We start from the raw sequence: 18073 nt of genomic DNA, 5'->3' as shown, positions 1-18073 counted from the left end.
CTTTCAGTCCCACCCGCGACGCATGTTCGACCAGCCGACATGGGTGGTAGTAAGATCCCCGGGAGATACACATCGGGATCATACCGTCGTCTCCCTCGCAACTTCTTTCAACGCCACGCTCCCTTACTCCGGTATGAATCTGCTGTCGGCCGGGCTCGTGGCCGCAGTCGTCGTGCTGATCGCGCTGTCGGCGGTTGCGATCATCCGCGCCGACCGGCCGGGCGGCGCGTGGGGACGCCGCCTCCGGTCTCGACTCCTGCTCGGCGTCCCGTGGGGGACGATCGTCTCGGTCCTGTTCGTGCTCGCGGTGTACCTGTTCGTCCAGAGAGGGTACTGGCACTGGACCGATCCGGTGACGATCCCGTTCCGGTCGTGGTCGTATCTCTACCCGACCGGCTGGCTGACTTCGGGCTTCGCCCACGCCGGTCCCGGACACCTGCGGGGCAACCTGCAGGCGACGATCGTGCTCGCACCGATCGTCGAGTACGCGTGGGGCCATCTCCCCCAAGAGCGCGGGAGCCAATCGTTCGCCTCGTGGCGGACGAACCCGTGGCTCAGAGCGTTCGTCCTGTTTCCGGCTGCGGTGCTGGGTGTCGGTCTGCTCACCAGCTTGTTCGCGCTCGGCCCCGTCATCGGCTTCTCGGGCGTCGTGTTCGCCTTCGCCGGGTTCGCACTGGTTCACTACCCCGTTGCGACCATCGTCGCGTTGTTGGTTTCCAGCGTCATCTCGACGGTCGTTTCCTCGCTGGTCGATCCCATCGTCACCGCGACGGTGTCGGCGAGCCCGCCGTCGGCGCCCTCGTGGGCCGGCATCGCAATTCAGGGCCACGCGCTCGGGCTCTTCCTCGGACTGGTGCTCGGACTGGCAGTGCTGTACCGCCGCGAGGGGCGACCGAGCGCCGCGCGCGTCTGGCTGGCCGCGCTCGTCTTCGCCGTCGTTCAGGGGCTGTGGGCCGTCTACTGGTTCCGCGGCGGCGGGACGTACGTGCTGTACCGCGGCGTCGGCGTCGCGCTCGTACTGTTGCTCGCGCTGCTGGTCACGCTGGCGGCGGTGGCGTCCGAGCGGCCGCTGATCTCCGGCGAGCGGTCGCTGATCGATCCGCTTTCGCCTTTGCAGACGGCACTGTCGCTCGCACTCATCGTCGGTCTGGCGCTCGTCGCGTATCTGGGCCTCGGTCCGCCGTTCGTCGGCAGCGCCAGCGTGGCTGTCGTGATAACCGTCGCACTCAGAATACTGTACACGGTGGTCGTGAGGATAGCCGGGTCCGGCCGGTGGGCGTTCGGTGGTATCACCCGCCGCCACGTTGCCATCACTGCCGTCCTACTCGGCGTCGCGCTGCTGGCCGGTCCGGCAGTCGTTCCCAATCTCGTCACCGTCGGCGACGACGCCGTTCCCGAGGGCGAGACCGTCACAGTCGAGGACTACACGATCGCCTACGGCGAGGAGGTTCCCAACAGAATGGTCTCTGCGATCGACATCTCGGCGTTCGGTGAGACGACCCAGATCAACACCAGCGGGGTGATCGTCATCAACGAGGACAGACACATCTGGGCGCGGCAGGTGTCGCCACAGCAACTGGCCTACTCCGGCGCCGTCAGGCTTCGACTCGGCGGCGTCGGCTGGAGCGAGTCGGTCGTGGTGAGGCGAGAAGGGTGGACGGCCGTCGGCAACGGCACCGCCTATCAGGTGTGGCTTGATGCTGAGGACACTCCCACACAGCACGCGTTCGACTCGGCGCCCCAGACCGCGACGCCGTCGATCGACGGGCGGACCGTTACGGTCGTCCCGGACGACGGCGAGTTCTATCTCGGCGTCGAGCGCGGAAACGAGTCGCTCGGTCGCACGGCGCTCCCCGAAGTCGGCGAGACAGAAAGTGTGGGTCGCCTGCTGTTCTCGACCGAGCGGCGCGACGGCCGGGCAGTGGTGGTCGCCGAGCGCGGCGGGACGAGCGTCGCCGTCGCCCGTCACGAGCAGTATCGCTGACTTGTCACTCCCACTCGATGCGGAACGCTTCTGCGTCGACAGTCCGGCGCTCGTCCTCGTGGAACTCGAACTGCCGGTCGAGATCGAGTTCGGCGCGGAACGCGTGGGTGACCTCGCCACCCTCGTCGTCGGCGAACGCCTCGACGAACTCCTTGCTCCCCTCGTTGTGGATCGAGTACGAGACCGACGCCACGTCGCGGGCCGTCTCCAGAAAGGCTCGATCGGCGTGTTCGTTGCCGTCCTGCGCGCCGAAGGGCGGGTTCATTACCACGGTCGCGTCGTCGACTGACAGCGGCGCGCGGGTGGCGTCGGCCTGTACCCAGCCGATCTCGGCCGTCGTTCCGACCCGGCGCTCGTTCTCTCTGGCGGTCGTCAACGCGCCTCGGTCCACGTCGACGCCGACGACGCGCCGAGGCCCTCGGAGTGCGGCGCCGAGCGCGAGCATTCCTGTCCCGGTGCCGAGATCCACGACCGTTTGATCTTCGATGTCGTCCTGTAGGTCCGCGACGTGGATCAGGTGGGCCGCCAGTTCGGGCGGCGTCGGGTACTGTTCGAGTTCGGCAGTCGGGCTCTCGAACCCCGCGACGACCGCCAGTTGCTGGACCAGTTGACGTTTCGTACTCATCGGTGTCGGTTGCTGGCGACGCCGTTCTCGGGCCGCCGCAGTGCTGTCGACGGGGCTGTGCGTGACGCGCTCCGGCGTCGGAGGGACTCGCGGCTGGCCGGCGCGGATATCACAGTCATGCTGGCGAGCCATACATGATGAGAATACAAAACAGTTTTGGATAACTTTGGGTTATATTTATTCGAGAGATGTTCGAAGAACAATGGTGCGAGCGGCCACATCAGTGGCAATAGAGCGGGCAACGGCCGCGCACAGAATAATTAAGGGAACGGCAGGTGATGGCGTAGTCATGAACTGTCCGCGCTGCTCGGACCCGCTCCGGACGTACTCGTTCAGAGGTCATCAGACGAACGGCTGTGAGACCTGTGGCTTCGTCGGCGTCGCCGTGAATCACGAGAGCGAACCGGTCGAGATAGAATCTTGGCAGGACGCGCTCGATCGGTTCAAAGAAGCGTAGGACTCCTCGTCGATCGACCGATTACTCGTCGGCTGCGGCTTCGGCTTCCGCGCCGCCGCTTGCTGCCTGCTCTTCCTCGTCCGAGCGTGCCGCGACGAGCCCACCGCGTGCGACGCTGTACAGCGGCTCGTTGGCGTGGCTGACGCCGCTGATCGAGAACGGAATGTTGGCGTCCTGCAGGTGGTCGCGGAACAGCGCCTCGAACCCGTCGGGACTGGAGGTGCCGCCCGTGACGACGACCGGCACGTCGAGGCCCTCCTCGACGTCCTCGTCGTCGACTTCCTTGACGATGCGCTCGATGACGTAGTCGAGCAGGTTCTCGTAGTAGATCGACAGCGCGCCCTCGACCCCGCCAACGTCGGTCTCGAAGTCGAGCTCGAAGTCGTCTTCCTTGATGGAGGTGACTTTGTCGACCGGCGTGCCCGTCGCTTGGGCGGCCTGCTCGTCGACCCAGTCGCCGCCGCGGGCGACCGAGAACTTCATGACCGGCACCGCGTAGTACGCCAGACAGACGTTCGTCATGCCGGCGCCGAAGCTGATGCCCAGCCCGGTGAAGTCGTTGTCCGCGAGTTCGCTGTAGATGACGGACATCCCCTCGTTGATGGGCTCGGCGTCGTAGCCCATGTCGTCGATAAAGGATTCCAGCGTCTTCTGGTGATACAGCGTCGAGAGATCCGAGTCGATCGGGTCTGCTGGCGAGGAGAAATACAGCTTCTCGCCGGGGTGATCGGGCTCGCCGACGACCTGCTCGATGATGAGTTTCATCATCGGGATCGCGGACTTCTCGTCCGACGAGAGGATACCGTGTTGCATCGGACGGCGCGTCTCGCGGTTGAAGATGTTCGCAAAGTTCAGTGCGTCGTCACCGACGACGTACACCTTGTCGTCCTTGCGGATGTGGAGGACTTCGCTCCGGGAGAGCATCTGCTCTGCCATATCGGAGTAGTCAATCTCGACGAAGGAGTTACGCTGCTGGACAAATACCGTGTCGTTCCCATCCTGCTGTGCCGACAGGATGTTCATAGTACCGACGTCTAGGCCTTTCGCCATATCCGGAACAACCTGTCCCACGTACAATAAAACTATGTGAAAAACTTACAGAACTTACTGGCTACAAAATATAAGCAAATTAGGAGTATCGGGCAGGATTATCGCCCGAGGGCGCTCCGAAGCCGTTGGAGGAGCCCCGAGCCACCGATCGAGCCGGCGAGCCCGTCGTCGCCGTCGTCTGCCGCCTCTTCCTTGCGGCGCTGTTCGCGCAGTTCTTTGAGCTTGTTCGTCTGGTCATCGACGGTCGACTCGGAGGTCTGGGTCTTCTTCTCGCCGCCCTTGAGTTGGCGGAGTCCGCTGACCTGCGCGTCGACGCCGCCGGACTCGCGGGTCGTCGTCGCCTCGCCGTCGACGCTTGCGGCCTCGAACTCGGTGTCGGTCGAGAACTCCAGTCGCTTGGACTCGTGTTTCTCGACGCCGCCCCACGAGAGGTCGACGCCCTCCATGGCGTTCTCGATGTCCGCTTCGATCTCCTCGGTCGTGTAGGTCGTCTCCTCCTCGTCCTCGTCGTCGACCGGTTCGATATCGGCCGGACCGGGACGAGCGCGGGCGAGTTGGTGGGCGATCAGCGCGGCGCCCGTCGATGCAGTGAGGACGGTCATCCCGACCGCGTACACTGCCGTCACCTGAATGCTGTAGTCGGTCGCTCCCGCGACGTTCCAGTTGCTCGGGTACACCTGCCAGAACGCGACGACCGAAAGCAGCGTGATCGTCCAGCCGCCCAGCCCGCTCACCGTCGCGCGCCGTTCAACGGGCAGGAGTACGACGAGGCTCAACAACAGCGTCGGAACTGACAGCATCCCGAGCGCAAAGGCGGGCGCCCGCCGGGACCAGAAGCCGTCGGTACCGTACACGAAGGCGCCGGACCAAGCGAACAACCCGAGCGCGATTACCGCGAAGGCGATGCCGACGAAGAACAGTCCGAAGCCGAGATAGACGTCCGTCTCCGCGTCCGGTTCGCCGAGATACTGTTCGTAGAGCTCGAACAGTTTGTTGTCGGGAAGGTCTCCCGTCTCGTCGTCTGTCATTGAGGCCGATTACTTACCCCATACTCATGACTGTTCCCCTAATTATTTCCTCGCTTACCTTTCGGATAGATGCAGCGGAGACGGAGACGGCGGTGTGGTCGAGTGCAGTGTCGACCGACGCCGAGAAGCAAATAACGCCAGCGGTGCGAGCGCTACCAGGTGCCGTGGAACGTGTCGAAGCTCAACTCGTCCAGCGGCTTGTTGCCGACCGCGATCTCGTACTCGCCGGGCGTCAGCAGCGGCTTGTGGAACTGCGGGCCGTCGTCGGTCGTGATCCGCGGACAGCCGGTGTTAACGAAGGCGTCGAAGCCGAAGTTGCGCAGCCGATCCGGCGTCACCTCGTCCATCGTGATGAGGTAGGCGTTGTCGTTCTCGTCGAGAATCTTCTCGGCCTGATCCATCCGGCCCTGTCCGATCTTCGTACAGAAGATGACGCCCCACGTCTCGGCGTCCATCGCCTTGTGGACCGTGGCATACCGTTGCTTGAGGAACTTCTCCGTATCGGCGATCGTCACGACGTTGTTGACGGGGTCGCCGATGACGACCTTCTTGTCGGGGTGTTCCATCGCCAGCCCGAGGGGGTGGAACTTCCCGCCGCCGACGTACAGCACCTGATCGGCCGGCACGTCCGCGGAGGCGTAGTTACAGCCCAGCACCTGTCCCTCGTGGGTGAGTCGCTCGTCGCCCCGGCGGGTCTGGACCTCGTAGCCCCGGTCTTCGAGCCAGTCGGCCATGTCGTCGAACCGGTTCATGTGCTGGGCCGTCGTCACGAGACCGACTTCGGGGTCCTCGTCGGGATCGGCCAGTTCCTCTTCGGCTTCCTCCATGATCGGCAGCACGTCGACGTTCGAGAACAGCGGGACGTAGATGATCTTCTCCGATTCCTTCATCGGGCTGTGCCCGAAGTGGACGAACACGTCGGTGCGGCGCATCAGGAACGTGTCCAGATCGCAGGCGCCGTAACACGGCTGGCCCGACAGCATGATCGTCACGTCGTCGTCGACGAGTTCGCGCAGGTCGTCGGCCACCTTCGGCCCGCGGCGCTTGAGCCCCTCGGGGAACTGCAGTCCGACCTTCTCCGCGTCGCGCTCCTCGACCGCCGAGACGATGCGGTCGAGTTCGTAGTCCCACTCCCGATCGTGCTTGAGCGACATCCCCGTGTTCCTGAGATCGCCCTCGCTGTACGTCTGCTCGCTCATTGCACCATTGTAGCGACCCGCGACGTATAACACGCACGTTCCGGGATCGGACGCGAAAGCCCGGTCACGTGAGCAACTGCTCGACGCGGGCGTACCGCCCCGCCTGCCACCCGGTCAGCAGCGCGACGACGGCGCCGAGGCCGACGGCCAGCGCGATCCCGGCGGCGTAGATCTCGACCGACGGCCGGAGCAGCGTCTCGAAGCCGACGACGCGCCGAGCGAGGCGGTTCAGCCCGGCGGCGATCGGACGCGTCGCGGCGACGCCGACGATCCCGCCGAGGACGCCGATGACGATCCCCTGTGTGCCGATCGTCCCGGCGAGCACACCCCTCGAAAGCCCGATCGCGCGCAGCGCCGCGAGTTCGTCGCGCTGCTGGTAAGCCACGAGCGCGAACAGGTTGATCGTCAGGACGGCGCCGCCGAGCACGGCGAAGCCGATCAGCGTCGCCCCGCTTGCGAGCACGAGTGGCCGCTCTCGGAGCAACTTCTCGACCTGCTGGTCGCCCGTTCGAACATCGTAAGCGGGGTACTCGTCGGCGACCGCGTCGCGCACCGCCGCCGGCGACGCGCCCGCGGTCGTGTCGGCCATGACGAACGTCGCTCGGTCGGTACCGAACGTCCCGGTCAGCGTCTGCAGATCGACGACCGGGACGGTCGCGGCCGGCGCGCTCAGATACTGCGAGTAGTGCGAGGCGATTCCGACGACGGTGAACGGCTGGGTCGTCGCTCGGCTCCCGCCGACGCGGACGGTGTCGCCGACGCCGACGCCCAGCGCCTCGGCCGTGCGAGGATCGAGAACGATCTCCGCCCGCGCGGGCTCGCCAGCCGACGCGTCGGCGTAGTCCGATCGGTTGAGGGCGAACCCCCCGCCGCGCTCGAAGTCGAACCCGGCGTGCGTTCGCTGGACGCCGACGGCCGGGACGCGCCGCAGATCTGACCGGTTCGTCCCGACGAACAGCCCGTGCATCGCTACCGGTGAGGCAGTCCGGATGTCCTCGCGGGCCTGCAGGGACGCCGCGACTGCGTGGGCGTCGACGATCGAGTTGCCGGTCCCGCTCGCGGCTGGATCGACGGGCTCGTTCGACACCCAGATGTCCCGATCGGCTTGATCGAGGCCCCGCTCGCCGATCTCGACGACGCCGACGCCGAGGCTGGCGAGCAGCGTCACCGACAGCACCGCCAGCGCGACGGCGCCGATCGTGAGGACGGTCCGCCCGGGCGCCCGGCGAAGCTGTGCGAGCGCGAGGCCGGCGACTGCCCGCAGCCGGACGAGCGAGGCGAGCAGTCTCACCGTCCCACCTCGTCGAGGACCGACGTTCGCGCCGCCACGACGAGCGGGTACGGCGCCGCGATCACCCCCGAAAGCAGCGCGGCGGCGAGTGCGTAGGGAATCATCACGGGGTGGAACGCGGCGACGCTCCTAGAGGCGACGGTCGCACCGGCGACGGCGTCGACCGCGACGATGCCGGCAGCCCCACCGACGATGCCGAAGATGGCGCCGACCAGCGTCGTCACGAGCGTCGAGACGCCGACGATTACGAGTCGACTCGGTGTCGAAAACCCGATCGCTGCGAGCACGGCCAACAGCCGGCGATCCTCGTTGACGGCGATGCCCATCGTCGTCGCCACGAACGCCGCGCAGATCGTCACGCCGACGACGAGCGCGACGAGGCTGGTGGCGACGGCGAGGCCGTCGTCGAACAGGGCCGTCGGGTCGGCGCCGCCGGGCGTCTCGACGGTCGCGTTCGGATACGCCTCGCTGGCGGCCGACGCGGCGGCGTCGGCGTCGCCCCACACGAGCACCCGATCGGCGAGTTCGCCCGTATCGGCGCCCGAGAGCGACTGCAGTTCGCTCAGGTGGATCAGCGCGACCGGCACGTCGGCGTCGCCCTCGTTGCCCGAGGACGACTCGACTGCAGCGACCGAGAGCGCCGCCGCGTCGGCCTCGGTCCGGTTGCCTCCCACGGCGACCGAGTCACCCGCTGTGGCACCGACCCGCTCGGCCGCAGTCTCCGAAAGGACGATCTGCGACCGCCGCTGGCCGTCGTAGCTCCCGTTCGCGTAGTGAGGATCGCCCGGTTCGAGCGCGGCGGTCGACAGCCCGGCGACCGAACGGCCGTTTTCGTCCGGAACGACGCCGACGAGCAAGACAAGCGCCGAGGCGTTGCCGCCAGTCTCAGCGAGCCGAACGGGCTCGACCAGCACCGGCGATGCGTGGTCGACACCGTCGGCTGACTGCAGCTGACGCGCGCGCTCGTTCGTCGCGCCGAGACGCGCCGGCTCGACGCCGCTGACGCCCGTGAGCGTCTCTCCCTCGGTCGGGACGATCCGCACGTCGGCGTCGCTGCTGCTCACGACGCCGGCCTCGGCCAGTGACAGCGCAACTCCGGTCACGATCAACAGGACCGCGATCGTCGTCCCGACGGCGGCGGTCGTCGCCGCGATTCGTCCGGTTCGGGTCGCCGTCGCCTGCTTCCAGAGCCGCGCGGCCGAGACGCCGAGCAGTCCTCTCCAGCGCGCTCGCCGCGTCCGATCCCCGTCATCGGCCATCGTCGACCACCGCCCCGTCCCTGAGCGCGACGACCCGGTCGGCGATCGAGAGCGTCGCGTCGTCGTGGGACGCGACCAGCACTGCCCGGTCGTCGCCCAGCGCGGTCAGCACGCGGAGCACTGCGGCGCCGGTCGCCGTGTCGAGTTCGCCGGTCGGCTCGTCGGCGACGATCACGTCCGGGTCGGTCACGAGCGCCCGAGCGATGGCGACGCGCTGGCGCTCGCCGCCGCTCAGTTCCCCGGGGAGGTGTGTGGTGCGATCGCCGAGTCCGACCCCTTCGAGAAGCTCCTCGGCGCGACGCCGACGCTTCGACCGCCCCACGCCGGCCTGTACCAGCGGGAGCGCGACGTTCGCACGCGCCGACAGCGACGGGAGGAGGTGAAAGCGCTGGAAGACGATGCCGACGTGCTCGCGGCGCAGTCGGACGCGCTCGGCGTCCGATAGCTCGGTGAGGTCGGTCCCGAGCACCTCGACGGTCCCTGCGGTCGGAACCAGTAGGCCGGCGACCGCGTGCAGGATCGTCGACTTACCGCTGCCGCTCGGTCCCTTCACCCCCACGACCGTGCCGGGTTCAACATCTAACGACACGTCTCGCAGCGCCGTCGGCTCGCGATCGGTTCCCGACCCGAACCGGCCGGTACTGGAGCCGTACTCGTGGGTGATACTGTCCAGTCGGACGAACGGTGACGATTCGTCCTCGGCCGACGGCGTCGACGAGCCGCTCCCCGATCTATCGAGTATTTTCACGGCCTCACGCGTCATCGAACGGCGACGCCGCACATTGTACCTCTGCGCTTATACGAACGACCGCGGATTTAGCCTCTCTTTCCGACACGGCTGGCTGCGTGCTGAGCGGTCAGCCGAGGCGCTAGACGCTGCTTACCACCGGTCAGACGCCGGATACAAAATAGATCGACGGCGCAGGTCGTGCCGTCAGCATTTTGGTGGCGTCCGTCGTCGCACACCCGATGGCCCAGCGCGAGACGGTCACTCTCCTAGCGGCTCGACGGCGCCGAGTTGCTCCATCAGGCCGAGCGTGTCGAGCTGGAGCCAGCGCTCCGCGATCTTCCCGTCTTCGACGCGCGTGAACACCATGTTCCGGACTTCGATCGAGTTCCCGGTCGGCTCGATGCCGCGGAACGGTCCCTCGTGGGTCCCCCGAAGCGTCACTCGCATCGCGACCGTATCGCCTTGCGTGACGGCGTCCTCGACGGTCGCCTCGAACCCTTCGAAGGCGTTCAGAAACTCCCGCATCGCTTTGGCGTCGGCCTCCTGACCCCTGATATCTTCCCCGAACGGGCCGTGTTCCACGTAGTCCTCGGCGAGCAGTTCCTCGTGGAGATCGAAGTCCCCCTCCGTCGCAATCTTCTCGGGGTACTGCCGCGCGATCTGTTCTACGTCGTCTGTCGTTCTCTGTGCCATAGTTCTCCCCCGGTGCTCGGACAGAGCCGCGTCTGGTGAGCACCGTGTGAACGTAGACTGCGGTCGGCAATAACGTCACTCTGGGATACACGGACAGGTCAGCGACCCGTCCGGCCAGTCCGATCTAGGACTGCCGGTAGATCAGGTTACGCTGGATCTCGTTGGCGCCCTCGTAGATCACCGGGACGCGAACGTCGCGGTACACGCGGGCGATCCGACGGTCAGTCAGCACCGAGCGGCCGCCGTGGAACTGCATCCCCTGCTCGGCGCAGTCGGTGGCGACCTCGGTCGTCTTGGTCTTGGCCATCGCGGCCCAGAGGCCGGGATCCTCGCCCTGCTCGACCTTCTTGGCGGCGCGCCACGCCAGCGCGCGGGCGCTTTCGAACTCCAGTCGCATGTCGGCCAGCCCGTGCTGGACGGCCTGAAAGTCGCTGATCGACCGGCCGAACTCCTCGCGGCCGTGGGTGAAGTCCCACGCTTCTTCGATCGCTGCGGCGGCCAGCCCGAGCCCGTGGCCCGAGACGACGACGCGGCCGTGGTTGAAGAACTCCGCGAGCATCCAGAAGCCCGCGCCCTCGGCGCCGACCAGATTCTCCTCGGGGATCCGGCAGTCGTCGAAGACGATGTGGGCCTGCTTCGACGCCCGGAAGCCCATCTTCTCGGGGATGTGTTCGGCCTCGTACCCCTCGGTGTCGGTCGGGACGATGAACATCGAGTGGTTGCCGTAGCGGTTCTCCTCGTCGTCGCCGGTCCGGGCGTAGACGGTGAGCCAGTCGCCCTCGACGCCGTTGCCGATCCAGTACTTCTCGCCGTTGAGGACGTACTCGTCGCCGTCTTTCTCGGCGCGGGTCGACATCCCGGCGAGGTCGCTGCCGGTCTCTGGTTCCGAGACCGCCAGCCCGGTGATCTGGTCGCCTTCGGCGACGGGGCGCAGGTACTCCTCGCGCTGTGCCTCGTTGCCGTACTCCTCGACGATCTCGGCGCCGAAGCTCGCGAGCTGGAGCGTCAGGGCGATGCCGGCGTCGGCGCGGTAGAACTCCTCTGCGATCGCCAGCACCTCCGTCAGCGAGAGGCCGCGTCCGCCCAGATCCTCGCCCAGATCCTGCGCGACAAGTCCCGCCTCCTGTCCGGCTTCGAGGATGTCGTGGGGGTACTCGCCTTTCCGGAAGTACTCCTCGGCGTTGGGGGCGATATGTTCCTCTGCGAACTCGCGGGCTTCGCGTTTGACCTCGTGGGCGTGCTCAGGCACGACGCTTTCGTCCAGCAGTTCCATACCCCGCAACAGGGACCCGATCCCAATATATGTCCGGGAACGCGTAGCACGGTGCGAACGATTTGTTTGGCTGCCGGCACCGCGGCGTCGCGCCGTTCGGTGGTGACGCCGAAGCCGCAACCGACAACTCTCTCCCTCTCCTATCGGCGCGCATGGTCCTGAAAGAGTCAGATCCGGCGCTGGACGCCGGCGACGCGGCGCCCGACTTCGAACTGCCCGGCGTCGACGGCGAAACCCACACGCTGGCCTCGTTCGACGACGCCGAGGCGTTGCTGGTTGTGTTTACCTGCAATCACTGTCCGTACGCTCGAGCGAAGTTCGACCACCTGAACGATCTCGCGGCGTCGTACGACGACCTCGCGGTGGTCGGCATCAACCCCAACGACGCCGAGGCCTACCCCGACGACTCCTTCGAGACGATGCAGGAGTTCGTCGACGACGGCCGGATCGACTACGACGCCTACCTCCGCGACGAGGAGCAGTCCATTGCCCACGAGTACGGTGCGGTCTGTACGCCAGACCCGTTCTTGTTCCGCCGCGAAGAGGGCGAGTTCCGCCTCGCCTATCAGGGGCGTCTCGACGACGCACTGAATCCCGACGACGAACCGACCGAGTTCTACGTGCGTGATGCCGTCGAGTCAATTCTGGCCGGCGAGCCGGTCGATCAGGAGTGGCTTCGGTCGCAGGGCTGCTCGATCAAGTGGACTGACTGATTACGGGCCGGCTCTCTGAGCGCGCGCCGGACCGTTGCCCCCCTCGATCGTCGCTATTTGCTCCGCGATCTCGACGCTCCCGATCGGGCGTCGAAACGGAGCGATCGACGCGCATCGTGTCATCAGCGAAAATTGGTTCTCCCGGACGGCACGGCGTCACGCGATTCTGCATTGAGGTGTTACGTATAATTTCATCACAGTTGACTTTGTTATTCGCATGAATATTTGCTCGTTATTCTATACTTCATTAACAATTACCCACGGTATTTATTATGAGGTACTTCTGAAATTTGGCCGTGACAGAAGATCCCAATTCACTCGGGAGCAACGTTAACCGACGAAGCGTCCTAAAAGGACTCGGCGCATTGGCAGCGGGCACGGCGATGGGGTCGTCGTTGACCGGTTCTGCGGCAGCCGACATCGGGGACAGCGCAGTCTATCAGTACTATCACACCGACTGGAGTACGATCACGAACAACCTCGCCGCCGTCGCCGACGCCGGCTACGACGCCATACAAGTCCCACCGGCACAGTTCTCCCGGGTGTACAAATACGAGCGGGAGAACGATCAGTTCACCTACGACGTTCCGCTCGGCTACCAGCCCATCGACTTCACGAACTTCGACAGCGAGTTCGGCACGGAGTCGGAGTATCAGGCGATGGTCGACGAGGCCCACAATCAGGGTCTCGACGTGATCGCCGACGCGGTGATGAACCACCTCGCGGCCGGCGGCGACTACTTCGACCGACAGGTGTCGATCGACGACATCCCGCGGTTCAGCAATCGTGATTTCCACCCCCAGTGCGACATCGACTACAGCGATCCCTACTCCGTCGAGAACTGTTGGCTCGTCGGCCTGCGCGATCTCGATCAGGACTCGTCGTACGTCCGCGGCGAGCTGTACAACTACCTCCAGAAGTACGCCAATCTGGGCGTCGACGGCGTCCGCTTCGACGCGGCAAAGCACATGCCCGAGTCCTTCTTCAGCAACTACGCCAACCAGTGGGCCGACGAGTTCGGCCTCTACAAGGTCGGCGAGGTGCTGGACGGATCGACATCGATGAACCAGCAGTACGCCGACACGGGAATGTCCGTGACGGACTACGCGCTGTTCTACACGATGAAAGAGGACGTGTTCCACTCCAGTGGCGACATGAACGCGCTGGAGGGTGCGGGACTGGTCAACCAAGACCCGTTCAGTGCGATGACGTTCGTCTCCAACCACGACAGCGCACCGCCGGAGTACGAGCGACTGGCCTACGCCTACATCCTCACCTACGAGGGGTACCCCCGCGTCTACAACCACCGAATCGGCGCCAGCGACGACGAGATCTCGACGCTCCTGTCGCTCCGCCGGAACGTCCTCTCGGGCGGGGCGACGACGCGGTACGTCGACAGCGAACTGTACGTCTTCGAGCGCGGGGACGGGCTGGTCGTGCTCAACCGCGGCAACAGCCGACGCAGCGAGTGGGTTCAGACGACCCAGTCGTCCGGCACGACCCTGACCGACTGTACCGGCAGTTCCTCGGACACGCAAGTCAACAGCGACGGCTACGTGCAGGTGTCGGCACCGGCGGTCGGCTACGCCGTCTACTCCACGGAGTGTCCCGAAGGCACCGGCGGCGGAAGCGGCACCAATCAGATCACGCTCCAGATTCAGGCCCCGACCGAGTACGGCGAGTCGGTGTTCTTCACGGGCAGCACGGACGAGCTGACCAACTGGGGCGGCGGCGTTCAGGGGACCTACGTCGAGAACGGCGTCTGGGAGGTGACGATCGACGACCCCGGCTCGTTCGAGTGGAAGACGCGTCGCGGTCCGACCGACGGCACCGGCGATGTCTGGGAGTCCGGCAGCAACCACTCCGACGCCGATCTCTCGCCGACCCACAACGGCTGGGAGGACGGCTACACCGGATAGCGGCGACTGCGGCGTCCCATGCGAGGACGCCGTCGACGAGTCACCGGGACGCCGCGCCGTGACGGCGCTTCCGGTCGCGGGGTCTGGGCCCGCGAATCCTTTTTAGTGGGGCCGCTCCAACTACGGACGATGACGGTAGACGAACGTGCCGAGGAGCTCGCCTCCGACCTCGGTGTCGACAAAGAGGAGGTCAAAGAGGACCTGGAGAATCTGGTCGAGTACAGCGTGCCGATCGACGAGGCCGTCCAGAGCCTTCGCCGGAAGTACGGCGACGGCGGCGGCGACTCCGGGAGCACACTCTCGAAAGAGAGCATCGACGAGATCACGACCGCCGACGGCAACGTCACGGTCACCGCGCGCGTGCTGAACGTCGGCAAGCGCTCGATCCGCTATCAGGGATCCGATCAGGTGATCTACGAGGGCGTGCTGGCCGACGAATCGGGGACGATCGACTACACCGCTTGGCAGGACTTCGGCCTCTCGCCGGGCGACACGATCACCGCCGGGAACGCCGGCGTTCGAGAGTGGGACGGCAGTCCCGAACTCAATCTCGGCGAGTCCACCAGCGTCGCCTTCGAGGAGGAGACCCTCGACGTGCCCTACGATGTCGGCGGCGAGGCCGACCTCGTCGAAATCGAGACGGGCGACCGCGGCGTCGACGCCGAGGTTCGGGTCGCCGAGGTCGAGCGCCGGACGATCGACGGCCGCGACGGCGAGACCGAGATTCTCAGTGGCGTGCTCGCCGACGAGACCGCCAAACTGCCCTTTACCGACTGGGACCCACATCCCGAAATCGAGGAGGGCGCGTCGGTCCGCGTCGAGAACACCTACGTCCGGGAGTACCGCGGCGTCCCATCGATCAACGTCTCGGAGTTCTCGACGGTCGAATCGCTCTCCGAGCCGGTCGCGGTCAGCGAGCGCGGCACCCGACTGTCGATCGGGGATGCCGTCGAGGCTGGCGGCGTCTACGACGTCGAGACGGTCGGCCACGTCATCTCGATCCGCGACGGGTCGGGGCTGGTCCAGCGCTGTCCCGAGTGCGGTCGGGTCATCCAGAAGGGCCAGTGTCGGACCCACGGCGAGGTCGACGGCGAGGACGACCTGCGCGTCAAAGCAATCCTCGACGACGGTACCGGGACCGTCACCGCGGTGCTGGGCGACGAACTCACCGAGCAGGTGTACGGCGGCGATCTGGAGGACGCCCGCGATCAGGCCCGCGAGGCGATGGACCAAACCGTGGTCGCGGATTCCATCCGCGAGCGCGTCGTCGGCCGCGAGTACCGCGTTCGCGGGCATCTCTCGGTCGACGAGTACGGCGCGAACTTAGACGCCAGTAGCTTCGACGAGGTCGCGGACGAGCCCGCGGATCGGGCCGCCGATCTTCTCAGCGAGGTGAACGTATGAGCGCGAACGAGAACGGCGACGACCAGAGCGGCGCGGGCCGCCGCGAGGTCGCCTACCGACTGTTCGCCGCGGAGTACGACGACGCATCGCTCGAACACTCCGAGAGCGACGAGGAGCGCGCCCCGAACTACGTCGTGACGCCGACGGGCGCTCGCGTGAACCGGCTGTTCGCGGTCGGCGTCCTCACCGAGATCGAGCAAGTCAACGAGGAAGTGCTGCGCGCCCGGATCGTCGATCCGACGGGCGCGTTCGTCGTCTACGCCGGGCAGTACCAGCCCGACGAGATGGCCTTCCTCGAACGCACCGACCCGCCGGCGTTCCTCGCGGTGACCGGCAAGGCCCGAACCTTCCAGCCCGAGGACTCCGATCGCGTCTACACGTCGGTCCGGCCCGAGAGCATCAACGAGGTCGACGCCGAGACGCGCGACCGCTGGATCGTCCAGACCGCAGAGCAGACCATCGAGCGCGTCGCCACGATGGCGTCTGCGCTGGAGCACCCCGAGCGCGGCGACGAACTGGCCGCACGACTCGGTGACGGCGGCGTCGACGCCGGCCTCGCAAGCGGTGTCGCCCTCGCAATCGACCACTACGGGACGACGCCCGAGTACCTGGCTGCGGTTCGGGACCTCGCCGTCGAAGCGGCCGAGGTGGTCGCCGACGAGCGCGAGGAGGTCTCTCAACTGTCGGTGCGTCCCGGCGACGGCGATGGCAGTGTCGACCCGGCCGATCTCGCGGCGCTCGCCGATGCCGTTCCCGGTGCGAGCGCGATGGGAGCGTCGGCGTCCGGCAGCGACGCCGCGGACGCGTCGGCGTCCGACCCCGAGGCAGCGACAGCAGACGACGCGTCGGCATCCACGGAAGAGCAGGACGCCGACGCCGCCGAGACCGTTCCTGACGAGACCAGCGCCGCCGAGACCAGCGTCGACGAGACGGCGCCGGAAACGACCGAGGCGACTGCAACTACCGAACAAGCGACGGCTGACGCCGAAATCGAGGAAGACGCCGACGCCGAGAGCGAACCGGAGGCCGAAGCAGAACCGGACTCCGCGGAGGAACAGGACGCCGAACCGGCCGCCGGTGACGACGAGACCGACGCCGGCGACGACGGCCAACTCGGCGACTTCGAGCCCGGCAATCTCGGTGACGATGCCGACGAGCAGGCTGAGACCTCGGATGCCGAGCCGGCGGCCGAGACGCCGGTCGGCGGCGACGATATGTACGAGTTCTCCGAGGAGGAGCGCGAGGAGATCGAGGAGGAGTACGGCACCGAGTTCTCGACCGGCACCGAAGTCGCCGAGCCCGGCGAGGCCGACATCGAGACGCCGGAGCCGGCCACAGACGACGGAAACGTCAGCGACGATGACACAGAGGACGCCGCGTCCGAGGAGACGGACGACGACGCCGGCGCGGAGGCTGTCGAGGCCGAAACGACCGAAACGGAGACTTCGGGGGCCGACGCTGAGGACGATAGCCCCACCGAACCGTCCATCCCGGACGACGTGTCGCTGACCGACGTGGTCGTCGAGACGATGCGCGAGATGGACGACGGCGACGGCGTCGAGCGCGGCGACCTGATCGACGAAGTCATCGCCGACACCGGCATGACCGAGCCCGACGTCGAGGACGCCATCGAGGAGGCACTGATGGGCGGACGCTGCTACGAGCCGACTGACGACACGCTCAAGCCGATCTGATGGCGCTCGTCGAGCCGATTCCGGGCGCCCCGGCCGCGACGGCCGATCTGGGCGCCGAGCGCGCGCTCGTGATCGCAGACGTCCACGCGGGCATCGAAGCTGCGCTGCGATCCGAGCGCGGCATCAATCTGGAGAGCCGCGCCGAGGACCGCCGCGAGCGCGTGCTGGAGTTGCTCGAACGGACCGACGCCGACCGGCTGGTCGTGCTCGGCGACTTCATGCACTCGATCGGCGGCCCCGGCGGCGCCGAGCGCGGCGAGATCGAGGTGCTCCTCGAATCGCTGCCCGACCGGCTCCCGATCACGCTCGTCAAGGGCAACCACGACGGCGACATCGAGTCGTGGATCGAGGGCGTCGAGGTGACAGACGGGGCGGGCGTTCGCATCGGCAACGTCGGCTTCGCGCACGGCCACACGTGGCCCGACGCCGACGTGCTCGCCGCCGAAACGGTCTGTATCGGTCACGAGCATCCCTGCGTTCGCCTCGAAGACGAGGTCGGCGGCAGTCGCGTCGAGCGCGTCTGGCTCCGGGGGCCCCTCGACCCGGCCGGTTTCGAGGACCGACTCGACGGCGTCGAGTGGACCGGTCCCGAGTTGATCGCGTTTCCAGCGTACAACGATCTCGTCGGCGGAACGTGGGTCAACGTCGCCGGCGACGACTTTCTGGCGCCGTTCCTTCCGGACGGTCTGGCCGACGGGCAGGCGTACCTGCTCGATGGCACGCGGCTCGGAGCGTACGACGAACTATAGCGCCC

Annotated in this window: 16 protein-coding genes; 7 read left to right on the top strand and 9 right to left on the bottom strand. The window is 66.7% G+C overall.

What is annotated here, in order from left to right; translation table 11 throughout:
- Window positions 1–133 precede the first annotated feature (133 nt).
- Window positions 134–1984 carry a rhomboid family intramembrane serine protease gene (locus CRO01_RS03450; protein ID WP_179747385.1) on the top strand — a complete coding sequence of 617 codons (1851 nt, stop codon included), beginning with the start codon at window positions 134–136 and terminating at the stop codon, window positions 1982–1984.
- A 4-nt stretch (window positions 1985–1988) separates the two neighbouring features.
- Here CRO01_RS03450 and CRO01_RS03445 read toward each other — a convergent pair whose 3' ends face one another.
- A complete protein-coding gene (locus tag CRO01_RS03445) occupies window positions 1989–2609 on the bottom strand; it encodes an METTL5 family protein (protein WP_097007706.1) in 621 nt (206 codons plus the stop codon).
- 289 nt (window positions 2610–2898) lie between these two features.
- Between CRO01_RS03445 and CRO01_RS16480 the strand changes: the two genes are divergently transcribed.
- Window positions 2899–3066 (top strand): zf-TFIIB domain-containing protein, encoded by a 168-nt coding sequence (locus CRO01_RS16480; RefSeq protein WP_179747384.1) that lies wholly within the window; start codon window positions 2899–2901, stop codon window positions 3064–3066.
- 21 nt (window positions 3067–3087) lie between these two features.
- On the opposite strand, the gene CRO01_RS03440 is transcribed toward CRO01_RS16480, so the two are convergent.
- From CRO01_RS03440 to CRO01_RS03405, 8 genes are all read right to left on the bottom strand, one after another.
- The gene (locus CRO01_RS03440; RefSeq protein ID WP_097007705.1) at window positions 3088–4116 is read right to left on the bottom strand and encodes a cell division protein FtsA; all 1029 of its coding nucleotides are present in this window, start codon (window positions 4114–4116) and stop codon (window positions 3088–3090) included.
- A gap of 98 nt (window positions 4117–4214) precedes the next feature.
- Window positions 4215–5144, bottom strand: coding sequence for a DUF7139 domain-containing protein (locus CRO01_RS03435; protein WP_097007704.1), 930 nt, complete (start codon window positions 5142–5144; stop codon window positions 4215–4217).
- Window positions 5145–5296: 152 nt separating this feature from the next.
- Window positions 5297–6343 (bottom strand): diphthamide biosynthesis enzyme Dph2, encoded by a 1047-nt coding sequence (dph2, locus tag CRO01_RS03430; protein ID WP_097007703.1) that lies wholly within the window; start codon window positions 6341–6343, stop codon window positions 5297–5299.
- 64 nt (window positions 6344–6407) lie between these two features.
- Window positions 6408–7634, bottom strand: coding sequence for an ABC transporter permease (locus tag CRO01_RS03425; protein ID WP_097007702.1), 1227 nt, complete (start codon window positions 7632–7634; stop codon window positions 6408–6410).
- Complete coding sequence (locus CRO01_RS03420) at window positions 7631–8893, bottom strand: ABC transporter permease (RefSeq protein WP_097007701.1); 1263 nt, start codon at window positions 8891–8893, stop codon at window positions 7631–7633. Before CRO01_RS03420 ends, CRO01_RS03425 begins: the two co-directional genes overlap by 4 nt.
- Window positions 8883–9656, bottom strand: a complete 774-nt coding sequence (locus CRO01_RS03415) for an ABC transporter ATP-binding protein (protein ID WP_097007700.1) — start codon at window positions 9654–9656, stop codon at window positions 8883–8885. Before CRO01_RS03415 ends, CRO01_RS03420 begins: the two co-directional genes overlap by 11 nt.
- A 225-nt stretch (window positions 9657–9881) precedes the next feature.
- Window positions 9882–10316, bottom strand: a complete 435-nt coding sequence (locus CRO01_RS03410) for an ester cyclase (RefSeq protein ID WP_097007699.1) — start codon at window positions 10314–10316, stop codon at window positions 9882–9884.
- A 124-nt stretch (window positions 10317–10440) separates the two neighbouring features.
- Window positions 10441–11589, bottom strand: coding sequence for an acyl-CoA dehydrogenase family protein (locus CRO01_RS03405; RefSeq protein WP_097007698.1), 1149 nt, complete (start codon window positions 11587–11589; stop codon window positions 10441–10443).
- A 152-nt stretch (window positions 11590–11741) separates the two neighbouring features.
- Between CRO01_RS03405 and CRO01_RS03400 the strand changes: the two genes are divergently transcribed.
- The 5 genes from CRO01_RS03400 (at window position 11742) to CRO01_RS03380 (ending at window position 18068) form a co-directional block, all read left to right on the top strand.
- A complete protein-coding gene (locus tag CRO01_RS03400; RefSeq protein ID WP_097007697.1) occupies window positions 11742–12302 on the top strand; it encodes a thioredoxin family protein in 561 nt (186 codons plus the stop codon).
- 365 nt (window positions 12303–12667) lie between these two features.
- Entirely contained in the window at window positions 12668–14221 is a 1554-nt protein-coding gene (locus CRO01_RS03395) for an alpha-amylase domain-containing protein (RefSeq protein ID WP_143824897.1), read from the top strand.
- A gap of 129 nt (window positions 14222–14350) precedes the next feature.
- The gene (locus tag CRO01_RS03390; protein ID WP_097007695.1) at window positions 14351–15625 is read left to right on the top strand and encodes a Single-stranded DNA binding protein; all 1275 of its coding nucleotides are present in this window, start codon (window positions 14351–14353) and stop codon (window positions 15623–15625) included.
- A complete protein-coding gene (locus CRO01_RS03385) occupies window positions 15622–17319 on the top strand; it encodes an RPA family protein (protein ID WP_097007694.1) in 1698 nt (565 codons plus the stop codon). The genes CRO01_RS03390 and CRO01_RS03385 overlap by 4 nt, the downstream gene beginning before the upstream one ends.
- Window positions 17319–18068 (top strand): metallophosphoesterase, encoded by a 750-nt coding sequence (locus tag CRO01_RS03380; RefSeq protein WP_097007693.1) that lies wholly within the window; start codon window positions 17319–17321, stop codon window positions 18066–18068. Before CRO01_RS03385 ends, CRO01_RS03380 begins: the two co-directional genes overlap by 1 nt.
- The last annotated feature ends 5 nt before the right edge of the window (window positions 18069–18073 follow it).

The sequence above is a fragment of the Natronoarchaeum philippinense genome (assembly GCF_900215575.1).
GTDB classification, from domain to species: domain Archaea; phylum Halobacteriota; class Halobacteria; order Halobacteriales; family Natronoarchaeaceae; genus Natronoarchaeum; species Natronoarchaeum philippinense.
The sequence above is the reverse complement of the archived record's forward strand: the minus strand, read 5'-3'. Positions and strand labels throughout refer to the sequence as shown.

Excerpts from the sequence above, each read along its gene's own strand:
- CRO01_RS03450 (WP_179747385.1), top strand. The coding sequence starts at position 134 with ATGAATCTGCTGTCGGCCGGGCTCGTGGCCGCAGTCGTCGTGCTGATC.
- CRO01_RS03420 (WP_097007701.1), bottom strand. The coding sequence starts at position 8,893 with ATGGCCGATGACGGGGATCGGACGCGGCGAGCGCGCTGGAGAGGACTG.
- CRO01_RS03445 (WP_097007706.1), bottom strand. The coding sequence starts at position 2,609 with ATGAGTACGAAACGTCAACTGGTCCAGCAACTGGCGGTCGTCGCGGGG.
- CRO01_RS03410 (WP_097007699.1), bottom strand. The coding sequence starts at position 10,316 with ATGGCACAGAGAACGACAGACGACGTAGAACAGATCGCGCGGCAGTAC.
- CRO01_RS03400 (WP_097007697.1), top strand. The coding sequence starts at position 11,742 with ATGGTCCTGAAAGAGTCAGATCCGGCGCTGGACGCCGGCGACGCGGCG.
- CRO01_RS03380 (WP_097007693.1), top strand. The coding sequence starts at position 17,319 with ATGGCGCTCGTCGAGCCGATTCCGGGCGCCCCGGCCGCGACGGCCGAT.
- CRO01_RS03405 (WP_097007698.1), bottom strand. The coding sequence starts at position 11,589 with ATGGAACTGCTGGACGAAAGCGTCGTGCCTGAGCACGCCCACGAGGTC.
- CRO01_RS03385 (WP_097007694.1), top strand. The coding sequence starts at position 15,622 with ATGAGCGCGAACGAGAACGGCGACGACCAGAGCGGCGCGGGCCGCCGC.
- dph2 (WP_097007703.1), bottom strand. The coding sequence starts at position 6,343 with ATGAGCGAGCAGACGTACAGCGAGGGCGATCTCAGGAACACGGGGATG.
- CRO01_RS16480 (WP_179747384.1), top strand. The coding sequence starts at position 2,899 with ATGAACTGTCCGCGCTGCTCGGACCCGCTCCGGACGTACTCGTTCAGA.
- CRO01_RS03435 (WP_097007704.1), bottom strand. The coding sequence starts at position 5,144 with ATGACAGACGACGAGACGGGAGACCTTCCCGACAACAAACTGTTCGAG.
- CRO01_RS03415 (WP_097007700.1), bottom strand. The coding sequence starts at position 9,656 with ATGACGCGTGAGGCCGTGAAAATACTCGATAGATCGGGGAGCGGCTCG.
- CRO01_RS03440 (WP_097007705.1), bottom strand. The coding sequence starts at position 4,116 with ATGGCGAAAGGCCTAGACGTCGGTACTATGAACATCCTGTCGGCACAG.
- CRO01_RS03390 (WP_097007695.1), top strand. The coding sequence starts at position 14,351 with ATGACGGTAGACGAACGTGCCGAGGAGCTCGCCTCCGACCTCGGTGTC.